Origin of the sequence: Nostoc sp. (assembly GCF_036917455.1) — a bacterium.
In the GTDB taxonomy this organism is placed as follows: domain Bacteria; phylum Cyanobacteriota; class Cyanobacteriia; order Cyanobacteriales; family Nostocaceae; genus Nostoc.
The window spans coordinates 1-19,242 of record NZ_JBALDK010000096.1; the positions used below are offsets into that span (position 1 = coordinate 1).

A 19,242-nucleotide genomic window follows, 5' to 3' on the forward strand; every position below is an offset into this window, starting at 1 on the left:
AATTTTAAACTACTTAAATAAACATACTGGATAGCAAAGTTAATTGTCCTCTGTTAAAAGTTAGATATTTAGTTGTGAATATTTAGCAATTAACTAATTAGGAAACTGGGTATTGGGCACAAGAGGCGAATGGGCAGGGCACAGAAAGGAGAATTTCAATTACCTCTTTCCCCCCTGTTCTCGCTCTATGCCGACTTTTCTATCGTCCTTGTATCCTCTCAAAAAATCACCAATAGCTAATAGTTCACTAACTAAAGATAAAATGGTGAAGCCCGAAACGACAAAAATCGTCCATCGCCTAGAACTTTACCTGTCACCATGTCTGTTAATTCCAAGTTATACGAAGGCAAAGCAAAAATTCTCTATACAACCGACGATCCTGAAGTCTTGTTGGCTGATTTTAAGGACGATGCCACAGCGTTTAACGCCCAAAAACGTGGCAGTATCCAAGGAAAAGGTGAGATTAACTGTAGCATTTCTAGCCAGCTTTTTAAACAGTTAGAAGCTTATGGTATAAAGACTCACTTTATCGACAGCCCTAGCCCGAATCAGATGCGGGTGAGGGCGGTAAAGATTTTACCCTTAGAGGTAGTTATCAGAAATATTGCAGCTGGCAGTTTGTCTCAACAAACAGGTTTGCCAGTGGGTACAATTCTGAAACAGCCTTTGGTTGAATTCTATTACAAAAACGATCAGTTAGGAGATCCTTTGTTGACAAGCGATCGCCTTCACCTTCTAAAACTAGCTACTGCGGAACAAGTAGACGCAATTACACATCTAGCATTGGAAATCAATGAATTTCTCAATAAATTTTGGCAACGATGCGGTATTACCCTAGTAGACTTCAAACTAGAGTTTGGTTTGGACTCACAACAGCAGTTGCTCTTGGCAGACGAAATTAGCCCCGACACCTGCCGTTTGTGGGATACCGCAGAAGAGGACTCAAACCGCCGGGTAATGGACAAAGACCGTTTTCGCCGAGACTTAGGAAATGTAGAAGATGCCTACCAGGAGGTTTTACAAAGAGTGCTAAAAGCAGTAGAAGCTACAACTTAAACAGGTAAAAGCCAAAAGATCAGAAGGAATTATATTTTACTTTTGCCTTTTGCCTTTTGCCTTGTAAAGTAAAAAAGCAAAAGAAAAAAATTATATTTTTAATTTTACCTTTGGCATAAGGGCATTATTGCCTTGTGATGGTGTGTGGTCGTGAAGAGGAATCATAAGTAAAATGCGTTTATCTCCCGTATTGCTGGCAGCAGTAGCAATTACAGTGCCTTTGGGCGGCTCATTGAGTGCAAAAGCAGAAACCGCCAACAGTTCAAAACAGACAACAGAAGTTTTGACACTAGGAACAAATCAGCAGCCAGAAAAAAACACTAGTCAACAATACTCTAGTAAGAGTCTTGAGCCTCTAACTAATCCCAAAGTAGTTATAGAACAACAAAAATCCCGCATTGTCGCAGTTTACCCTGCTAATCCAGCAGCGATGCCTGCGGCGGGCTACGCCTACGCGAAACCAGGGGTAATAGTGCCAACCTCCACAACGCCAAAAACTGCACAACAAACCCCTCAAATCAATCCCAGCCCTACTCAACAGCCCTCTCCCGCCCCAGATATCCCACCGCCAGAAATTCAACAACCAACGCCTTCCCAAACTCCTGAAACCACTCCATTCCCGGAGAATGTTAACCCACCGACAACGGAGCCTTTATTACCCACAACTCCAGAACCATCTGCCGCCCCAAACATTTCACCTTCAGATAGCCAACAAAGAACACCTACCACACGTCCAGGCGGGACTACCATTCCGCAGAATGTTAATCCACAGACAACTCCCAGTCCGCAGAATGTTAATCCACAGACAACTCCCAGTCCGCAGAATGTTAATCCACAGACAACTCCGGGAAATACTCAACCCAACACAGCCCCGGAAGCCAATGACCCCCGCGTACTGGTGTCAGAAGTAGTAATTAAATCGCAGGCTGGGCAACTATCACCAGAACTGGAAGAACAAGTTTACAGAGTAATTCGTACCCAAGCAGGACGAACGACAACTCGCAGCCAACTGCAAGAAGATATTAATGCTATTTTTGGAACTGGCTTCTTCTCCAACGTCCAAGCATCCCCAGAAGATACCCCCTTGGGAGTGCGAGTGAGCTTTGTTGTCCAGCCTAACCCCATCCTGAGCAAGGTAGAAGTGCAAGCTAATCCTGGCACTGGTGTTGCCTCCGTATTACCAGCTAATACTGTCGATGAAGTATTTCGAGAGCAATATGGCAAAATCCTTAACTTGCGTGACCTACAAGAAGGCATTAAGCAGCTAAACAAGCGATATCAAGACCAAGGCTACGTGCTAGCCAACGTGATTGGAGCGCCACAAGTCTCTGAAAACGGAGTTGTTACCTTGCAAGTAGCAGAAGGTGTAGTAGAAAACATTAGAGTCCGGTTCCGCAATAAAGATGGTCAGGAGACAGACGAGAAGGGACAGCCAATTCGGGGACGGACACAAGATTACATCATTACGCGAGAACTGGAGTTGAAGCCAGGACAAATATTCAACCGCAACACGGTGCAAAAAGACTTACAGCGCGTGTATGGACTAGGACTGTTTGAAGATGTGAATGTCTCCCTCGACCCTGGTAGTGACCCCAGCAAGGTCGATGTAGTAGTGAATGTAGCTGAACGTAGTAGCGGTTCTATTGCGGCTGGAGCAGGGATTAGTTCTGCTAGCGGACTTTTTGGAACAGTTAGCTATCAACAGCAAAACCTAAACGGCAGAAACCAAAAACTGGGGGCAGAAGTACAAGTGGGAGAACGGGAACTGCTGTTTGATCTGCGGTTTACAGACCCCTGGATTGCAGGAGATCCTTACCGGACTTCCTACACAACCAATATTTTTCGCCGCAGTTCCATTTCGTTGATTTTTGATGGTAAAGATGAAGATATTAGAACATTTGACCCAAATAATCCTACTAATACGAATTCTCAGGATCGTCCCCGCATTCTCCGTGTAGGTGGTGGTGTTACCTTTACCCGTCCCCTATCTAGCAATCCTTACAAAACTTCCGTCTGGACTGCCTCAGCGGGTTTACAGTATCAAAGAGTTTCTGCCCGTGATGCTGACGGCAATCTCAAAACAACAGGAGCAGTATTCAATAATGATGGAGTTCCTCTTGACCAGAATGGAAATCCCACTCCCAATGGTCAACCACTCGAAGTTCCACTTACCTTGTCTCCCGGAGGTCAAGACGATTTACTACTGCTGCAAATAGGGGCACAGCGCGATCTCCGTAATAACCCCCTGCAACCCACTAGTGGTTCTTATCTCCGCTTTGGGGTTGACCAGTCGGTTCCCATAGGACTAGGCAACATTTTCCTCACCAGATTCCGGGGTAGCTACAGCCAATATTTACCCATCAAGCTGATTAGCCTCAGCAAAGGAGCGCAAACCTTAGCCTTTAACCTGCAAGCAGGAACCATCCTTGGCGACTTGCCTCCCTACGAAGCTTTTACTCTTGGGGGTAGCAATTCCGTCCGGGGTTATGAAGAAGGAGCATTGGGTAGTGGACGCTCTTACGTGCAAGCATCAGTTGAGTACAGGTTTCCAGTTTTTTCAGTAGTCAGTGGCGCACTATTTTTTGATCTTGGCAGTGACCTGGGAACTAGTACTAGGGCGGCTGAGGTGTTAAACAAAAATGGTAGTGGCTTCGGCTATGGTCTTGGCGTTCGCGTTCAGTCTCCACTAGGGCCAATTCGTATTGACTACGGTATCAACGATGATGGGGATAGTCGGATTAATTTCGGTATTGGGGAAAGGTTTTAACTTGTCATTGTTGGTCATTCGTGAATCACAAAGGACAAATGACAATTATCTTTTTTGGATTAGCTTGCTAATTTTTACATTTACCTCAATACTGTTCCGATAAAGGCATTAATGACATTTTTCGGGGAATATCAGGGATTTTACCAAAACAGACGATGAACAATACTAAACGAAATATATTGATATCGACTTTTCGGCTATGCAACAGCACACTCTAGCAGGTGAAATCACCAAAATAGGGGTGGGATTGCATAGCGGTATGAAGACCCAGGTGCGGATACTACCAGCTGAGGCAGGAAGTGGACGCTACTTTGTGCGGGTGGATTTACCGGATTTGCCGATTATTCCAGCCCAAGTTGCGGCAGTTAATCCCACTGTTCTTTCAACTCAGTTAGGCAAGGGTGAAATATATGTTCGCACGGTAGAACATTTGTTGGCAGCCCTTTCGGGTATGGGTGTGGATAACGCCCGAATTGAAATTGACGGGTCAGAAATCCCGCTTCTAGATGGTTCAGCAAGTGTGTGGACAGCCAATATTGCCCAAGTAGGCTTAGTATCACAACCTGGTAAAAACCAAGTTCCCAAGGCTATTACAGAACCCTTATGGGTCTATCAAGGAGATGCCTTTGTATGTGCCCTCCCAGCACCAGAAACTCGCTTTAGTTACGGTATTGATTTTGACCTACCTGCCATTGGTAATCAATGGTATAGTTGGTCACTAACCAGTGAACCAGAAAAAGCTTCTGCTAGCTTTGCTGCGGAAATTGCTCCTGCCCGTACTTTTGGGTTACTGCATCAAATTGAACACTTACAAAAAACAGGGTTAATTAAAGGTGGTAGTTTGGATAATGCACTCGTTTGCGGGCCAGATGGCTGGCTAAATCCACCACTGAGATTTGCAAATGAGCCAGTCCGTCATAAAATCTTGGATTTAGTAGGGGATTTAAGCTTACTAGGAACTTTTCCTATTGCTCATTTCTTAGCGTATAAAGCCAGTCACAATTTACACCTTCAACTGGCTCAGAAAATTTTAGATTTTGGATTTTAGATTTTGGATTTACTCTAAAGCTTAAAATCTAGGATTATTAGGGCTTTCGATATACGCCTACCTGCTCAACTTTCAGAGGAAAAATTAACCACAGGGCCAATGTCAATACTGACTGAAGTGAATACAATCGATCCGACTACATCTACTGAACTACAAACTATAAATGAGACTAAGATAGTTTCTGACATTAAAACAACTTTCACCTCTGAAGAAATTCAGAAATTGCTACCCCACCGCTACCCATTTTTACTTGTAGACAAAATAATTGACTACGTTCCAGGTAAAAAAGCAGTTGGCGTTAAAAATGTCACTATTAATGAACCCCAGTTTCAAGGACATTTCCCCGGTCGTCCACTGATGCCAGGGGTACTAATTGTCGAAGCAATGGCACAAGTTGGAGGCATTGTTCTCACTCAAATGTCTTCGGTAGAAGGCGGGCTATTTGTCTTTGCTGGTATCGATAAAGTTCGCTTTCGCCGCCAAGTTGTACCGGGGGATCAACTAGTAATGACGGTGGAACTGTTATGGGTAAAACAACGTCGTTTCGGTAAGATGCAAGGTCGTGCTGAAGTTGACGGTCAACTTGCTTGTGAAGGGGAATTAATGTTTTCTTTAGTCAGCTAAAAGTTTGCTTTCGTGGTGTGGGCATAGCCGTGAAATGCTCTTACTGAATCCTAAAAAGGGATAACAGTTAAAAAAAATCCACAACAGCATCTGATTAATTTCTTGATTTTCTACACCCTCTCTACGAGATGCTACTCGAACACACTTAACTTGCTTTGTCCGACACTTTCGTTCACTGAAATACTTCACGCTCTACCAGTCGCCTTGATGGGAAGGCAGTGTAACTCTCTCAACTAGAGTAATATGCTGCCTCAGAACCCTTACCTGGCGCTGACTTATTAAGACAGTTCTGGAGATTCACCCTTGAAAACGCTAATTCATCCAACTGCTGTAATTCATCCGAAATCGGAACTCCACCATACAGTGCAAGTCGGTGCCTATGCTGTGATTGGAGCGCATGTAAAAGTGGGCCCTGAAACAATAATCGGCGCTCATGCTGTGTTAGAGGGTCCTTGTGAAATTGGGGCGCAAAATCAGATTTTTACAGGTGCAGCCATCGGTATGGAACCCCAGGATCTCAAGTTTGTGGGAGAACCAACTTGGGTCAAAATTGGTGATAACAACTTAATTCGTGAGTACGTTACCATTAACCGCGCTACCGGTGCTGGTGAAGCAACGGTAATTGGCGATGGCAACTTGCTGATGGCTTATGTCCATGTAGCTCATAATTGCGTAATTGAAGACCAGGTAGTGATTGCTAATTCTGTAGCATTGGCAGGTCATGTCCATATAGAGTCACGCGCTAGGCTAAGTGGGGTTTTAGGTGTTCACCAATTTGTGCATATTGGTAGACAGGCAATGGTGGGAGGTATGGCACGTATTGACCGGGATGTGGCCCCATATATGCTAGTGGAGGGAAATCCGGCGCGAGTGCGAACCCTCAACCTTGTTGGACTTAAACGGTCTGGTATGGATTCAGCAGATTTGCTTGTGCTGAAAAAAGCCTTCCGCATTCTCTACCGTTCTGATTTGTCCTTTAAGGATGCCTTGGAACAACTGGAACTGTTAGGGGATAGCGAACAATTGCAGCATCTGCGCCGTTTCTTGCTACTTTCTCAGATGCCAGGGAGGCGTGGCTTGATTCCTGGTAAGGGGAAAAAAGGCGTGAGTGATGAATCGTGAATTAAGGAGTTAGGAGTTATGAATTATGAATTATGAGTTAGGAGTTATGAATTAAATTTTTAACTCCTCACTCCTAACTATTCATTCCTTACTCCTCATTTCTAAGTTTTTACTAATTACCAATTATCAAATGCGGATTTTTATCAGCACTGGGGAAGTATCTGGCGATTTACAAGGGTCGCTGCTAATTACAGCGCTGAAGCGTCAAGCTGTGGCGATTGGGTTGGAATTAGAGATTGTGGCGCTGGGTGGAGAAAAAATGGTGGAGGCTGGGGCAATTCTGCTGGGCAATACCAGTAGTATTGGCTCAGTGGGTATTCAAGAAGGGCTGCCTTATATTTTACCTACTCTCCAGGTGCAACGACGGGCGATCGCTTCCCTAAAGCAAAATCCACCTGACTTGGTGGTGTTGATCGATTATATGACTCCCAATCTGGAAATTGGGACTTATATGAAACGGCATCTGCCAGATGTGCCTGTGGTGTATTACATTGCTCCTCAAGAGTGGGCTTGGTCATTAAGTTTGCGTAGAACTAACCGAATTGTTGGCTTTACAGATAAGCTGTTGGCAATTTTCCCACAAGAAGCCCGTTACTTTCATGAGAAAGGGGCAAAAGTTACTTGGGTAGGGCATCCTTTGATTGACAGAATGCAAGACGCTCCCAGTCGCCAAGCAGCGCGTGCAACACTAGGGATTGCGCCAGAAGAAATTGCGATCGCACTTCTCCCCGCTTCTCGCCACCAAGAACTAAAATATCTTTTACCAATTATTTTTGAAGCTGCCCAAACTCTTCAAGCTAAATTACCGGAAGTTCATTTCTGGATTCCCTTATCTTTGGAAGTCTATAGACAGCCAATTGAAGAGGCTATTGAGCGTTACGGTTTGCGGGCGACAGTTGTATTAGGTCAACAAAAGGAAGTTTTTGCTGCGGCTGATTTAGCCATTAGTAAATCTGGTACCGTCAACCTAGAACTAGCCCTGTTAAATGTGCCGCAAGTTGTAGTTTATCGCCTAAGTCCTCTGACTGCTTGGATAGCTCGTAAAATACTCAAAGGTTCTATAGCCTTTGCATCGCCACCTAATTTAGTAGTGATGAAGCCAATTGTGCCAGAATTTTTACAAGAACAAGCTACAGCAGAGAATATTATCCAAGCCGCAATGGAACTGCTACTCAATCCCAGTCGCAGACAGCAAACTTTAGCTGATTATGAAGAAATGCGGCGAAGTTTGGGAGAAGTTGGCGTGTGCGATCGCGCTGCTCAAGAAATTTTGCAAATGCTACCGGGGCTGGGGGCTGGGGGCTGGGGACTGGGGACTAGGGACTAGGGACTGGGAAAATTTTGTATATTTAATACGCGATACCCAATACTTAATTCCCAATCCTCGATCCCCAATCCCCAATCCCCTTAGAGGTGTCATGGCTTATGAGATGAGAAAACAAAGAGCGATCGCAGTTGATTTGTTCGCTGGCGCAGGCGGTATGACTCTTGGCTTTGAACAAGCTGGTTTTGACGTGTTAGCGTCTGTGGAAATTGACCCCATCCACTGTGCAACTCATGAATTTAACTTCCCATATTGCTCAGTATTATGTAAAAGCGTTGTGGATACAACCGGAGAAGAAATTAGGAGTCTGTCTAAAATTGGCGATCGTGAAATTGATGTGGTCATTTGTGGCTCACCATGTCAAGGATTTTCTCTAATTGGTAAACGGGTTATTGACGATCCACGAAACTCTTTGGTCTTTCACTTTCATCGGCTAGTTTTGGAGCTAAAACCAAAATTTTTTGTGATGGAAAATGTCCGGGGAATCACAGTTGGCGAACATAAACAAATCCTCCAATCTTTAATTAATGAGTTTGAAATTTACGGATATAAAGTACAACAAAACTACCAAATTCTCAACGCTGCAAATTATGGAGTACCACAGTCACGTGAGAGATTATTCCTCATAGGTGCAAGAGAAGATGTAGAGTTACCGAAATATCCTCAACCGATTACTAAACAAGCATTACCCAATAATTTAAATTCTAAAAAAATATTTACTATCCCATTTAGTCCTACAGTATGGGATGCAATTAAAGATTTACCTGAAATAGAAAATTATCCTGAATTAAAAACAAGAGACTGGGTTATAGGAGAATACGAAAAGCCTAGTAACTATGCTCGTGTACTTCGTGGTCTTAAATGCTTAAACGATGATTATTCTTATAAACGTGAATCCGATCTGCGAATACTTTCTTCCAGTTTAAGAACAAAACATTCTGTGGAAACTATTAAACGTTTTCAGGAGACTCAACAAGGTGAGAGAGAAAAAATTAGTCGTTTTTATAAGCTGCATCCTGCTGGTGTCTGCAATACTTTAAGAGCCGGGACAGATAAGTATAGAGGTTCTTTCACATCTCCTAGACCAATTCATCCATCTACGCCTCGTTGTATCACAGTTAGAGAAGCGGCGAGATTACATTCTTACCCCGATTGGTTTCGATTTCATGTAACCAAATGGCACGGATTTCGTCAAGTTGGTAACTCTGTACCACCGCTACTAGCAAAGGCTGTGGCGACAGAAATTATTCGCAGTTTGAATGTTTCGCCTTTTAAGCCGAGTTTGCGATACAAGTTGGGAGAGGAAAAGCTACTACAGTTTAATATATCGCAAGCGGCACAATATTATCAGCAGTATAACAAGTCGATCGAGTAGAGGCAATTTATAAATTGCCCCTGAGTGCATGGAATTTTACGTAAATCCTATGAAGCTTAAAAAACCCTGCCTTCTCTATCAAAACCTGGTTATTAAGTAATTTTTAATTTATTTCTGAATAGTACAACAGGGCAATAAAGGCTTGTTTACAACTTCTTTAATTTCTACTGAATTCAACAAATCTTCCCAATATTTCTGAACTTCGGGATCGTTAGGACGTTGGCGGCGTAAATTAGCTAAAGTTCTTAAAGCATCTTCCCAAAATCCAGCTGTTGCAAATAGAACTGCACGATCCAAGTCTGTATTTGGTTGGTTTAACTCAACAGATAGGTTTTCATCTTGCGATCGCACTATTGTACCTTCTACATAAGAGTCTTTATCGCGGTTGCCAATATCACAAATCATTGAAAAAGTCCAACTATACTCTTTACCGATTTGTAAAGATGGCTGATTCGCAGGTATATTTACACTAACAATACCATTCTGCCCAACAGGTTTGAAAGTTCCCTTATACAATGGGTCGGAGCTATCATCATCCCGCACAACAAATTCTAATGCTTGCACTGTTGTAGAAGTTTGAGGAATATAGAAAAATAATGTGGGACGCTCTGCTGTGGTTCGTTGAGCTTCCTTATCTGTTGGTGTCAGGGGAATGATATTTTGTCCAGTTTGAAAGCAACTTCCTCGTGTTCCTGCTGACCTTACCCTACCAGGTCTACCTGGAACAAAGGCAATACGATTTTTACCACGTTGAATGTAACTTGTAACATTTCTAATTGCAGCAGTAGCATACCTATCTCCAGGACGTAGCCGCTCTGCTTGCTGAAAATTCAATAAAGCTTTTCGATAGTTTCTCCGTCTAGTTTCGTTATAACCAAGTTGCATATATTGGGTATAAGCAGATTTGGCTTGTGCGAGTTCATAAACCGACTCTGTTGCCAAAACCTGATTAGTAATCACAGGCTCAAAGGGGAGAAATGCTAAAGCCGCAAGCAGATAGCTTGCCCAAAATCTATGTTTCATGATGTCCATTTCCACTTGTAGTACATTGCTTGGGTATATATAATACAATACCCTAAGCTTGACAGTGGCAAGACTTTATGTACCAGTTTGTAGAAATGCTGAGGTAGCCTCTGACTTTTTACACGATAATTTCTAAAATCTTTGCTTTCCTCTGTGCCTCTGGGGTTTAAACCCGAATTTCTCACCACATTTCTCAAAACCTTGTGCAGGGGAGTAGGAGAGTAGGGGAGTAGGGGAGTAGGGGAGCAGGGGAGCAGGGGAGCAGAGGAGAGTTCAAACACCAAGTTCTTTCCCCTCTGCCCCTCCGCCCCTCTGCCCCTCTGCCCCTCCGCCCCCTGAAGCTTGTGAGAAATGCGGGTTAAAGAGGAATTATTAGCCCTTGTAGAGATGCAGCATTGCTACGTCTCTACATTATTTTTCATCAAATGTCTAATGAGGTACAGCTAATTTTGTATCCGCTACTTGGGCATTATCAGCAACAATTTGGCGGAATGAATCGCCTTCAATTGTTTCCTCTTCTATTAACAAATCTACTAAACGCTCCAAAACTATGCGGTTTTCTTCCAACAGTTCTTTTGACCTGATGTAAGAACTGTTGACAATTTCGCGCACCTGTGAATCAATTTTGGCGGCAATTTCTTCAGAATAGTCTGATTTATTCATCCAGTCGCGTCCTAAAAATACCTCTCCACTCTGATTTTCTAGGGACAATGGGCCTAATTCTGACATCCCGAAGCGTGTCACCATCTGCCGTGCCATCCCTGTCACCTGTTGCAAGTCATTACTTGCACCTGTGGTTACTTCTGGCTTACCAAAAACGATTTCCTCGGCGGCGCGACCACCGAGAGTAGCAGTAATTCTGGCTTTAAGTTGGGAGCGGGAAATTAACCCCTGTTCTTCGTTAGGAGTAAACCAAGTTAATCCTAGTGCTTGTCCCCGTGGAATGAGTGTAACTTTTTGCACAGGGTCATGTTCTTTGAGCAATGTGCCCACTAAAGCATGTCCAACTTCATGATAAGCAATCAAGCGTTTGCTCTTGCTGTCTACCAATGCAGTACCTTCCATACCTGCAACGACTCTATCCACAGCAGCATCAATTTCTAAAATGGTGACAGCTTCTTTGCGTCTCCTAGCAGTCAGAATGGCAGCTTCGTTGAGTAAGTTGGCTAAGTCTGCGCCGGTAAAACCAGGAGTGCGACGAGCGATCGCTTCTAATGATACGCTAGGGTCAATTTTCTTATTCCGCGCATGGACTTTCAAAATTTCCAGTCGCCCTTTGAGATCCGGCGCATCTACCATCACTTGTCTGTCAAAGCGTCCTGGTCTGAGCAACGCTGCATCTAGTACATCTGGGCGGTTAGTAGCGGCAATAATAATGATGCCTGTGTTACCTTCAAAACCATCCATTTCGGTGAGCAGTTGGTTGAGGGTCTGTTCGCGCTCGTCGTTACCGCCACCAATACCAGTGCCCCGTTGTCTACCTACTGCGTCAATTTCATCGATAAATATTAGACATGGAGCATTCTCTTTAGCTTTCTTGAAGAGGTCACGGACGCGAGATGCACCCACACCAACGAACATTTCCACAAATTCCGAACCGGAAATACTGAAGAATGGGACACCTGCTTCACCTGCGATCGCTTTTGCTAGTAAAGTTTTACCAGTACCAGGGGGGCCAATTAACAGCACGCCTTTGGGAATGCGTGCGCCTACAGCCGTAAATCTTTCTGGCTGTTTCAAGAAAGTAACAACTTCTTCCAAGTCTTCTTTAGCTTCTTCAACCCCGGCGACATCTTCAAATTTCACTCCAGTTTTGGCCTCCATTTGGAAACGAGCTTTGGATTTGCCGAAATTCATCGCTTGGCTAGAAGCATTCGTAGAGCGCCGGAGGAATAATAGCATTAAAGCCACTAGTGGCAAAATCCACATAAGATTAATCAACAGTCCAACAGCAGCCCGACTGTTAGCAGAGGAAACCTCGCCAAAATCAACATTCTTATCTTTGAGTATGTTAATTAACTCTGTGTTTTGCGCTAAAAGTCTGACCTGTTGTGGTGGCGTATTCTCCTTTTGCCCTTTAAGATAAACCCTTGCTAGCTGTTCAGTTTCGTCAAGCTCTACTTTTTGGACTTCTCCCGCCTTCACTTTCTTGATCAAATCACCATAGTTTAGAGAGGTACTAGAAGAGGTACTCTCTGGTTTTTGTGCCAAGACGGGGGTACTCCCGAAAATTCCTGGTAACATAATCAAGCTAGCCGCAATCGCACCAACCCAAGCAACGCGCTTTGATGACTGTCTTTTTACCAATGCTTTTTTTCCCAAATTTGTCATAATAATTACCCTTTGTCTGCTGGCACAAGTTGAGCTATGGTTTTATGCCTATTCTTCTACCAAAAATTGTAATAACTGGAAATTACACTCTTATCTAGTCTAACTTCCAGATAAGGGACTGGGGACTGGTGGCTGGGGATTGGGGATTTGGAAACTAGACGGAAAAGGTTAGAGGATAAATGGATAGTTCTTTCCTTTGCTCATTACCCAGTACCCAGTCCCCAGTCACCTTGATATCAATTTGACACATTCCGACACAAATCGTTAAGATCAGCATAGTCATAACGATTCCGCTTTTTAAGAAATCTGGTGATAGTAGCTAGTTAATAGGTTATAGGTTAATTATGGTGAGAATTGTTGGTATTGGTGGTAGTTTAAGACCAAACTCTTATACGCAGCTTGCTTTAGAAGTAGCAGTGCAAAGGGTAGAAGCCCTTGGTGCAGAGGTAGAAATTCTTGATTTAAGACAGTTGCAGTTACCGTTTTGCACTGGCGCAAAAGAGTATCTAGAGTACCCAGATGTTAAACGGTTACAGGATACTGTCAGCCAGTCAGATGGATTAATTTTAGCCACACCTGAGTATCATGGTGGGGTTAGTGGTGTCCTGAAAAATGCTCTAGATTTGATGAGCTTCGATCAACTATCTGATAAAGTAGCAGGATTTATTAGTGTTTTGGGCGGTCAGTCTAATAGCAACGCTCTAAACGAACTACGGTTAATTACCAGATGGGTGCATTGTTGGTCTATCCCTGAACAGATTGCGATCGGGCAGGCTTGGGGTGCATTCAGTCCTGAAGGCAAGCTAGTGGATGAAAAGCTTTGTCAAAGATTTGATCAATTTGCTCAGAGTTTAGTTGATAATACTCGCAAGCTGCGAGGCGTGAATTAGTTAATTGTAGGGTGGGAGGGGCTAGTCCTACCCTACAATTAACTCAAAACTTAATGATGATGGTGATGATGATGGCGATCGCCAGCGAGTTGGGGATTAACCGCCAAAGTCTCCTCTGACAACAACTCTGCAATATGAGCATCAGCCCATTGGGCCACCATTGACAAAAATTCTGGGCGATCATTAACACAAGCCATTTGCACGTAGTTCGTACCAGGATGCTGTTTCTCTAAAGCATGGATAATATGGTGTACATCCAAGAGAGTTTCGTGGTTTTCTGTGGCAAAGCCAATTGGCATAAAAATTACCACTTTTGCACCCAATTGAATCAGGTTATTTGCCGCTTGCTCGGCATTTGGCTGTGTCCAATCAATTAAGGGGGTGTCATGATTGAGCCAACCCACTGAGATTAACGGATAGCGGTTAATTAACTTATCCCGAACTAAATCGTACATTGCTTCACTTTCGGCAATCCCAGAAGTAAAGCCCTTAGCTTTATGGGGACAGCCGTGATTCATTAAGACAATACCGATTTGAGAAGGTAGATAAGCGCCTGCTAACTCAGCAATTTTTTCCTCAACCAAATGAGCCATTAAATCGATGTAAGCTGGTTCGTTGAAGAAAGAAGGAATGTAGCGCTGGGCTTTAACCCAGTGTTCCTCACCATCAGTCAATTCAACGAGAGCATTGTTAACTTGCTCGATCGCAATCCCACTGGTAAAAATAGAATCAACAACCAGCAACGGGTAGATTAGCAGTTTCTCAAAACCTTGGTTTTTTATTTCTGCCAAGACTTGATTGGGTAGGAAAGGGGCACAAAAGTTAAAAGCCTTGAAAACTTGAACCTTATCACCCCATTTTTCTTGTAAATTCTTCTCAATCCCAGCCCGCTGCTGTTCAAAGATGGCATTGTGTGGGGAGATAAAATCGTGGTGTGTGTGTCCCCACTCATGGCGGTCAAATAGGGCCAAAAGCTTTGCCAGAGGCGGATAAATCCAGGTTGGGACTGGTGCGAATTTTGCTGTCAGTAGATTTAAAGCCTGTTCGTTATAGTTGGCGAAATCTTCGTAGCTTTCGACTTCGCCGTAGCCCATAAGCAGTACGGCTACACGGTCTTTACCTGATAGATGCTCGTGGGTGTGTTGTACTTTTTCCGGCGTGGCAACCACAATTAATTCCTCAATATAACCAGAGTGCAGAGAAATATAAAGTTAGGGAATAGTTTGCACATTTTCCCTACCTATAACTTATTATCCCATCCAGGGGGATAGGATAGGTCAGAAAATCAAAATAATACATCAAAAGACATACACAGTGTGCGTATAACTGCATACAGGGATGAACAGTTAATAGACCGTTGCAGTAGGTTTAAGTTATGAATAATTCTGAAAGCTGCTAGCACATATAAATAAATGAGTATAATTATTTGCCCTGGGATTCATGAGTCAGACTTAACTGAAAGTTTTAAAGTCGGATTATTAGATATGATTGCTGATGGCGCGATCGCCTACAACACCGCAAATATACTGGTTTATCCGGGTAAAGGTGTTTTGGTTTTATCAGCTTTCCACATTTTGCAGTTCTTGCGCGATTGCTTGACTGACTCTTTAAAATCACCAATTATATTTATTAGCTTTAGTGCTGGCGTAGTTGGAGCGATCGGGGCAGCACATTTGTGGCAACTCTTGGGTGGTTCTGTCAAAGCATTTATTGCTATAGATGGATGGGGAGTACCAGTACAGGGTAATTTCCCGATTCATCGCATGAGTCATGATTATTTTACTCATTGGAGTTCTAGTTTGCTGGGTAGTGGGCAGAATAACTTTTATGCTCAACCAGCAGTCGATCATTTGTTTATGTGGCAATGTCTGACAAAAAGCCTCTCTGCGTCTACTTCCCAAACTGTAGAAGGCTGGTGGGTAGATTCATTAATTGAAATTTATCCACCCAAAGGTTATCTGACAGCTGCTGAGTTTTTGCTTATGCTGTTAAAGCGCTATGAAGCAAATTAGTCCGGACAATAGAATTATGAGTTAGGAGTTATGAGTGGGGAAGGGAAAAGGTTACAGCTAATAGGGTACAGGGGACAGTCAAGAAAAACTATGCCCAATATCCCATACCTAATGCCCAAGCCCAATGCCCCATACCCCATGCCCCATCTACCCAAAGAAAGTATCTAATGTTTCCAACTGAACCGGCTGCTGTTAATCATGGGTTTGGCGCACTGCTAAAAAACCGTAGTTTTATGCTTCTGTGGATTGGGCAACTAGTGTCCCAGTTAGCAGATAAAGTCTTCTTTTTAATGTTGGTCGATCTGGTAGTAGACAAAAACAGTATCTACCTTCCTCCTTTGGGAGTAGGAAAAGAATCGATGTACCCAATTTTGATGGTGGCGTTTACTATACCAGCCGTTTTATTTGGTTCAGCCGGAGGTGTATTTGTCGATCGCTTACCAAAAAAACTAATTATGGTAGGCTCTGATATTTTACGCGGGTTATTAGTTATCGGACTTGCCTTTTTACCCAGGAATTTCCATATACTTTTTCTCATTACCTTTGGGGTTTCCACCATTACCCAATTTTTTGCCCCAGCCGAACAAGCTGCAATTCCTTTACTAGTGCGGCGAGAGGGTTTAATCGCAGCCAATGCGCTGTTTACTAGCACAATGATGGGTGCTTTAATAGTCGGTTTTTTGTTAGGAGATCCTCTGCTGAGTTTGGCTGAAACTAGTATCGCTAAAGAGTATGGCCCAGAGTTAGTAGTGGCATTACTATACCTGTTATCGGCTGTAGTTATGTTACCGATTCACTTTCGCGAGAAAAAATCGCCAGGCGAAGCTTTGGGCGATCGCATCGATCTTTGGGCTGACTTTAAAGAAGGCTTACGCTACCTGAAGAAAAACCGTTTGGTGTTAAATGCCATGTTGCAAACTACAGTTTTATACTGCGTCTTTGCAGCTTTGATGGTACTTGCACTTCCCTTAGCAGAAAAGTTTGGTTTACAAGGCAAACAATCAGGACGCTTTATTGCCGCAGTCGGAATCGGTATAGTAATCGGTGCGGGCATTTTGGGTAATTTGGGCAATAAAACACATCACAAACCTTTACCTTTGATGGGCTTTTTGGGTATGGCGGTGATTTTGGCTTTGGTTCCCTTTACCAATAGTCAAGTACTAGCAATCGGATTATGTATTTTATTGGGTGTGAGTGGTTCCCTAATTGGTGTACCAATGCAAACTCTAATTCAACAGCAGACTCCACCAATTATGCATGGTAAGGTCTTTGGCTTTCAAAATCATGCCGTTAACATCGCCCTTTCTGCACCACTGGCGATTACAGGCTGGTTAAATCAAGAGTTTGGCTTGCGAATTGTCCTAATCGCAATGAGTCTTGTGGTTGCAGTTGTCGGTGTTTGGACTTGGAGAAATACCCGCAATGTCTTGCAAGACGTACTTTAATTAATGTAGGCTAATAATCTAGATTTATATTCAATATAAAAATTTATCAGATTTTGATTGAAGTTTTCAATTAAAATGAAGTCTTAACTACAGAAATTCAGCATTAAGTTTAGCTATAGTCTGAGGTTTGACCGTGCGTTCACAAAGTGTCTCCGCAAGAGAATCGCTTTCCCAAATTAGTTTCCCACAAACTGAGAATCACAAACAGTCTGGTGCTTCTAGTTTGCCAGTTCTGCCCAAACGTGCATCTGGTGGTTTTGCTCTGCTTGACAGCCTTCATCGCCACGGCGTTGATTATATTTTTGGTTATCCTGGTGGAGCAATTCTCCCAATTTACGACGACCTGTATAAGGTGGAAGCAACTGGTGCTATGAAGCACATTCTCGTGAGACACGAACAAGGCGCAGCCCACGCCGCAGACGGCTACGCCCGTGCTACTGGAAAGGTAGGAGTATGCTTTGGTACTTCTGGCCCAGGAGCAACTAACTTGGTGACAGGAATCGCCACCGCCTACATGGATTCAATCCCGATGATTGTGGTTACGGGGCAAGTAGCACGACCGTCCATTGGTACAGATGCGTTTCAGGAAACCGATATTTACGGAATTACGTTACCCATTGTCAAGCACTCTTATGTAGTGCGTGACCCCAAAGATATGGCGCGAATTGTCGCTGAAGCCTTCCACATCGCTAGCACTGGGCGGCCTGGGCCAGTTCTGATAGATGTTCCCAAAGATGTCGCTTTAGAAGAATTTGACTATGTACCTGTAAAACCAGGTTCAGCAAAATTACGCGGTTATCGTCCCACCGTTAAGGGAAATCCCCGACAAATTAACGCCGCCATTCAGTTAATTACTGAAAGTCGCCGTCCGCTATTGTATGTCGGTGGTGGCACAATCGCAGCTGGTGCCCATGAAGAAATCAAAGAACTAGCTGAATTATTCAACATCCCCGTCACCACAACCTTAATGGGGATTGGTGCATTTGACGAACATCATCCCTTAGCTTTAGGAATGTTGGGGATGCACGGCACAGCTTACGCTAACTTCGCTGTTAGTGATTGTGACTTGCTGATTTGCGTTGGCGCTAGATTTGACGATCGCGTTACAGGCAAATTAGACGAATTCGCCTCCCGCGCCAAAGTAATTCACATCGACATCGATCCGGCAGAAGTCGGCAAAAACCGCATACCCGAAGTGCCTATCGTCGGCGATGTGCGGCACGTGTTAGTAGACTTGTTGCGTCGCTGCAAAGAAACAGGCGTTAATGCTACACCGAATCAAAACCAAGAATGGTTAAATTTAGTTAACCGTTGGCGCGATGAATATCCTTTAATAGTGCCGCACCATCCCGACACCATTTCACCCCAAGAAGTAATTGTAGAAGTCAATAGCCAAGCACCCCAGGCTTTCTACACCACAGATGTGGGACAACATCAAATGTGGGCTGCACAATTCCTCAAGAATGGGCCAAGGCGCTGGATTTCTAGCGCTGGTTTAGGAACGATGGGTTTTGGTTTACCTGCGGCAATGGGCGCGAAAGTGGCCTTTCCTGATGAAGAAGTCATTTGTATTAGCGGTGATGCTAGTTTCCAAATGTGCTTGCAGGAATTGGGAACGCTTGCACAGTATGGAATAAATGTCAAGACAATAATTATCAATAACGGCTGGCAAGGAATGGTGCGCCAGTGGCAGCAAGCCTTCTATGGTGAGCGTTACTCATGCTCAAACATGGAAGTAGGGATGCCAGACGTAGAGTTATTAGCAAAAGCTTATGGCATTAAGGGTATGGTAATAAGCGATCGCAGTCAATTAAAAAATGCGATCGCCGAAATGCTGGCACACAAAGGACCAGTTATCTTAAATATCCACGTCACCAGAGACGAAAACTGCTATCCAATGGTAGTCCCTGGCAAGAGCAACGCTCAAATGGTTGGCTTACAAAAGCAAGTGCCGAAAGCAGCAGCAGAACCAGCGTATTGTAGCAACTGCAACGCCAAAAATGCTCCTACCCACAACTTCTGTGCTGAGTGTGGGACAAAGCTGTAACACTTTTTGAGAATTAAACTGTTTTTATACGTAGAGGGATATCTCTCTACGTATTTTTCATGAAAAAATATTCATATCAATGTATTTTTCTGCATTTTTTTGGGAATCCTAAATTTTAGGAAGCATCAAAAATCACAAGGTATGACTTCCTGAAATATCACGTAACTTTTACAGGATA

The 19,242-nt window shown here is 43.6% G+C and carries 14 protein-coding genes; 11 read left to right on the forward strand and 3 right to left on the reverse strand.

Translation table 11 applies throughout. The annotated features are described in order from the left end of the window. The first annotated feature begins 318 nt into the window (after nt 1-318). The 7 genes from purC to V7K42_RS11005 all read left to right on the forward strand — a co-directional run bounded on the left by purC (nt 319) and on the right by V7K42_RS11005 (nt 9,316). Nucleotides 319-1,056 (forward strand): phosphoribosylaminoimidazolesuccinocarboxamide synthase, encoded by a 738-nt coding sequence (purC, locus tag V7K42_RS10975; RefSeq protein WP_334916064.1) that lies wholly within the window; start codon nt 319-321, stop codon nt 1,054-1,056. A gap of 172 nt (nt 1,057-1,228) precedes the next feature. Beyond that, the gene (locus tag V7K42_RS10980) at nt 1,229-3,823 is read left to right on the forward strand and encodes a BamA/TamA family outer membrane protein (protein ID WP_334916066.1); all 2,595 of its coding nucleotides are present in this window, start codon (nt 1,229-1,231) and stop codon (nt 3,821-3,823) included. Nucleotides 3,824-4,022: 199 nt separating this feature from the next. Beyond that, complete coding sequence (lpxC, locus tag V7K42_RS10985; protein ID WP_334916068.1) at nt 4,023-4,871, forward strand: UDP-3-O-acyl-N-acetylglucosamine deacetylase; 849 nt, start codon at nt 4,023-4,025, stop codon at nt 4,869-4,871. Between the two features lie 99 nt (nt 4,872-4,970). Further along, a complete protein-coding gene (fabZ, locus tag V7K42_RS10990) occupies nt 4,971-5,495 on the forward strand; it encodes a 3-hydroxyacyl-ACP dehydratase FabZ (protein WP_334916070.1) in 525 nt (174 codons plus the stop codon). A 303-nt stretch (nt 5,496-5,798) separates the two neighbouring features. Continuing rightward, nucleotides 5,799-6,617: an acyl-ACP--UDP-N-acetylglucosamine O-acyltransferase gene (gene lpxA / locus V7K42_RS10995; protein ID WP_094331409.1), complete on the forward strand. Its 819-nt coding sequence runs from the start codon at nt 5,799-5,801 to the stop codon at nt 6,615-6,617. 130 nt (nt 6,618-6,747) lie between these two features. Next, a complete protein-coding gene (gene lpxB, locus V7K42_RS11000; protein WP_334916072.1) occupies nt 6,748-7,944 on the forward strand; it encodes a lipid-A-disaccharide synthase in 1,197 nt (398 codons plus the stop codon). A gap of 103 nt (nt 7,945-8,047) precedes the next feature. Further along, nucleotides 8,048-9,316, forward strand: a complete 1,269-nt coding sequence (locus tag V7K42_RS11005) for a DNA cytosine methyltransferase (RefSeq protein WP_334916074.1) — start codon at nt 8,048-8,050, stop codon at nt 9,314-9,316. A gap of 108 nt (nt 9,317-9,424) precedes the next feature. On the opposite strand, the gene V7K42_RS11010 is transcribed toward V7K42_RS11005, so the two are convergent. Together V7K42_RS11010 and ftsH are read right to left on the reverse strand one after the other, a co-directional pair. Next, nucleotides 9,425-10,339: a DUF928 domain-containing protein gene (locus V7K42_RS11010; RefSeq protein WP_334916076.1), complete on the reverse strand. Its 915-nt coding sequence runs from the start codon at nt 10,337-10,339 to the stop codon at nt 9,425-9,427. A gap of 429 nt (nt 10,340-10,768) precedes the next feature. Further along, on the reverse strand, nt 10,769-12,670 hold the full coding sequence (gene ftsH, locus V7K42_RS11015) for an ATP-dependent zinc metalloprotease FtsH (RefSeq protein WP_334916078.1): 1,902 nt from the start codon (nt 12,668-12,670) through the stop codon (nt 10,769-10,771). Nucleotides 12,671-13,014: 344 nt separating this feature from the next. On the opposite strand from ftsH, the gene V7K42_RS11020 reads away from it, so the two are divergent. Continuing rightward, complete coding sequence (locus tag V7K42_RS11020) at nt 13,015-13,560, forward strand: NADPH-dependent FMN reductase (RefSeq protein WP_334916080.1); 546 nt, start codon at nt 13,015-13,017, stop codon at nt 13,558-13,560. Nucleotides 13,561-13,610: 50 nt separating this feature from the next. Here V7K42_RS11020 and V7K42_RS11025 read toward each other — a convergent pair whose 3' ends face one another. Continuing rightward, the gene (locus V7K42_RS11025) at nt 13,611-14,729 is read right to left on the reverse strand and encodes a ferrochelatase (RefSeq protein ID WP_334916082.1); all 1,119 of its coding nucleotides are present in this window, start codon (nt 14,727-14,729) and stop codon (nt 13,611-13,613) included. A gap of 243 nt (nt 14,730-14,972) precedes the next feature. On the opposite strand from V7K42_RS11025, the gene V7K42_RS11030 reads away from it, so the two are divergent. The 3 genes from V7K42_RS11030 to ilvB all read left to right on the forward strand — a co-directional run bounded on the left by V7K42_RS11030 (nt 14,973) and on the right by ilvB (nt 19,064). Further along, nucleotides 14,973-15,572 carry a hypothetical protein gene (locus V7K42_RS11030; protein WP_334916084.1) on the forward strand — a complete coding sequence of 200 codons (600 nt, stop codon included), beginning with the start codon at nt 14,973-14,975 and terminating at the stop codon, nt 15,570-15,572. Nucleotides 15,573-15,739: 167 nt separating this feature from the next. Then, a complete protein-coding gene (locus tag V7K42_RS11035; RefSeq protein ID WP_334916086.1) occupies nt 15,740-17,017 on the forward strand; it encodes an MFS transporter in 1,278 nt (425 codons plus the stop codon). A 133-nt stretch (nt 17,018-17,150) separates the two neighbouring features. Then, nucleotides 17,151-19,064, forward strand: a complete 1,914-nt coding sequence (ilvB, locus tag V7K42_RS11040) for a biosynthetic-type acetolactate synthase large subunit (protein ID WP_334916088.1) — start codon at nt 17,151-17,153, stop codon at nt 19,062-19,064. Nucleotides 19,065-19,242 lie beyond the last annotated feature (178 nt).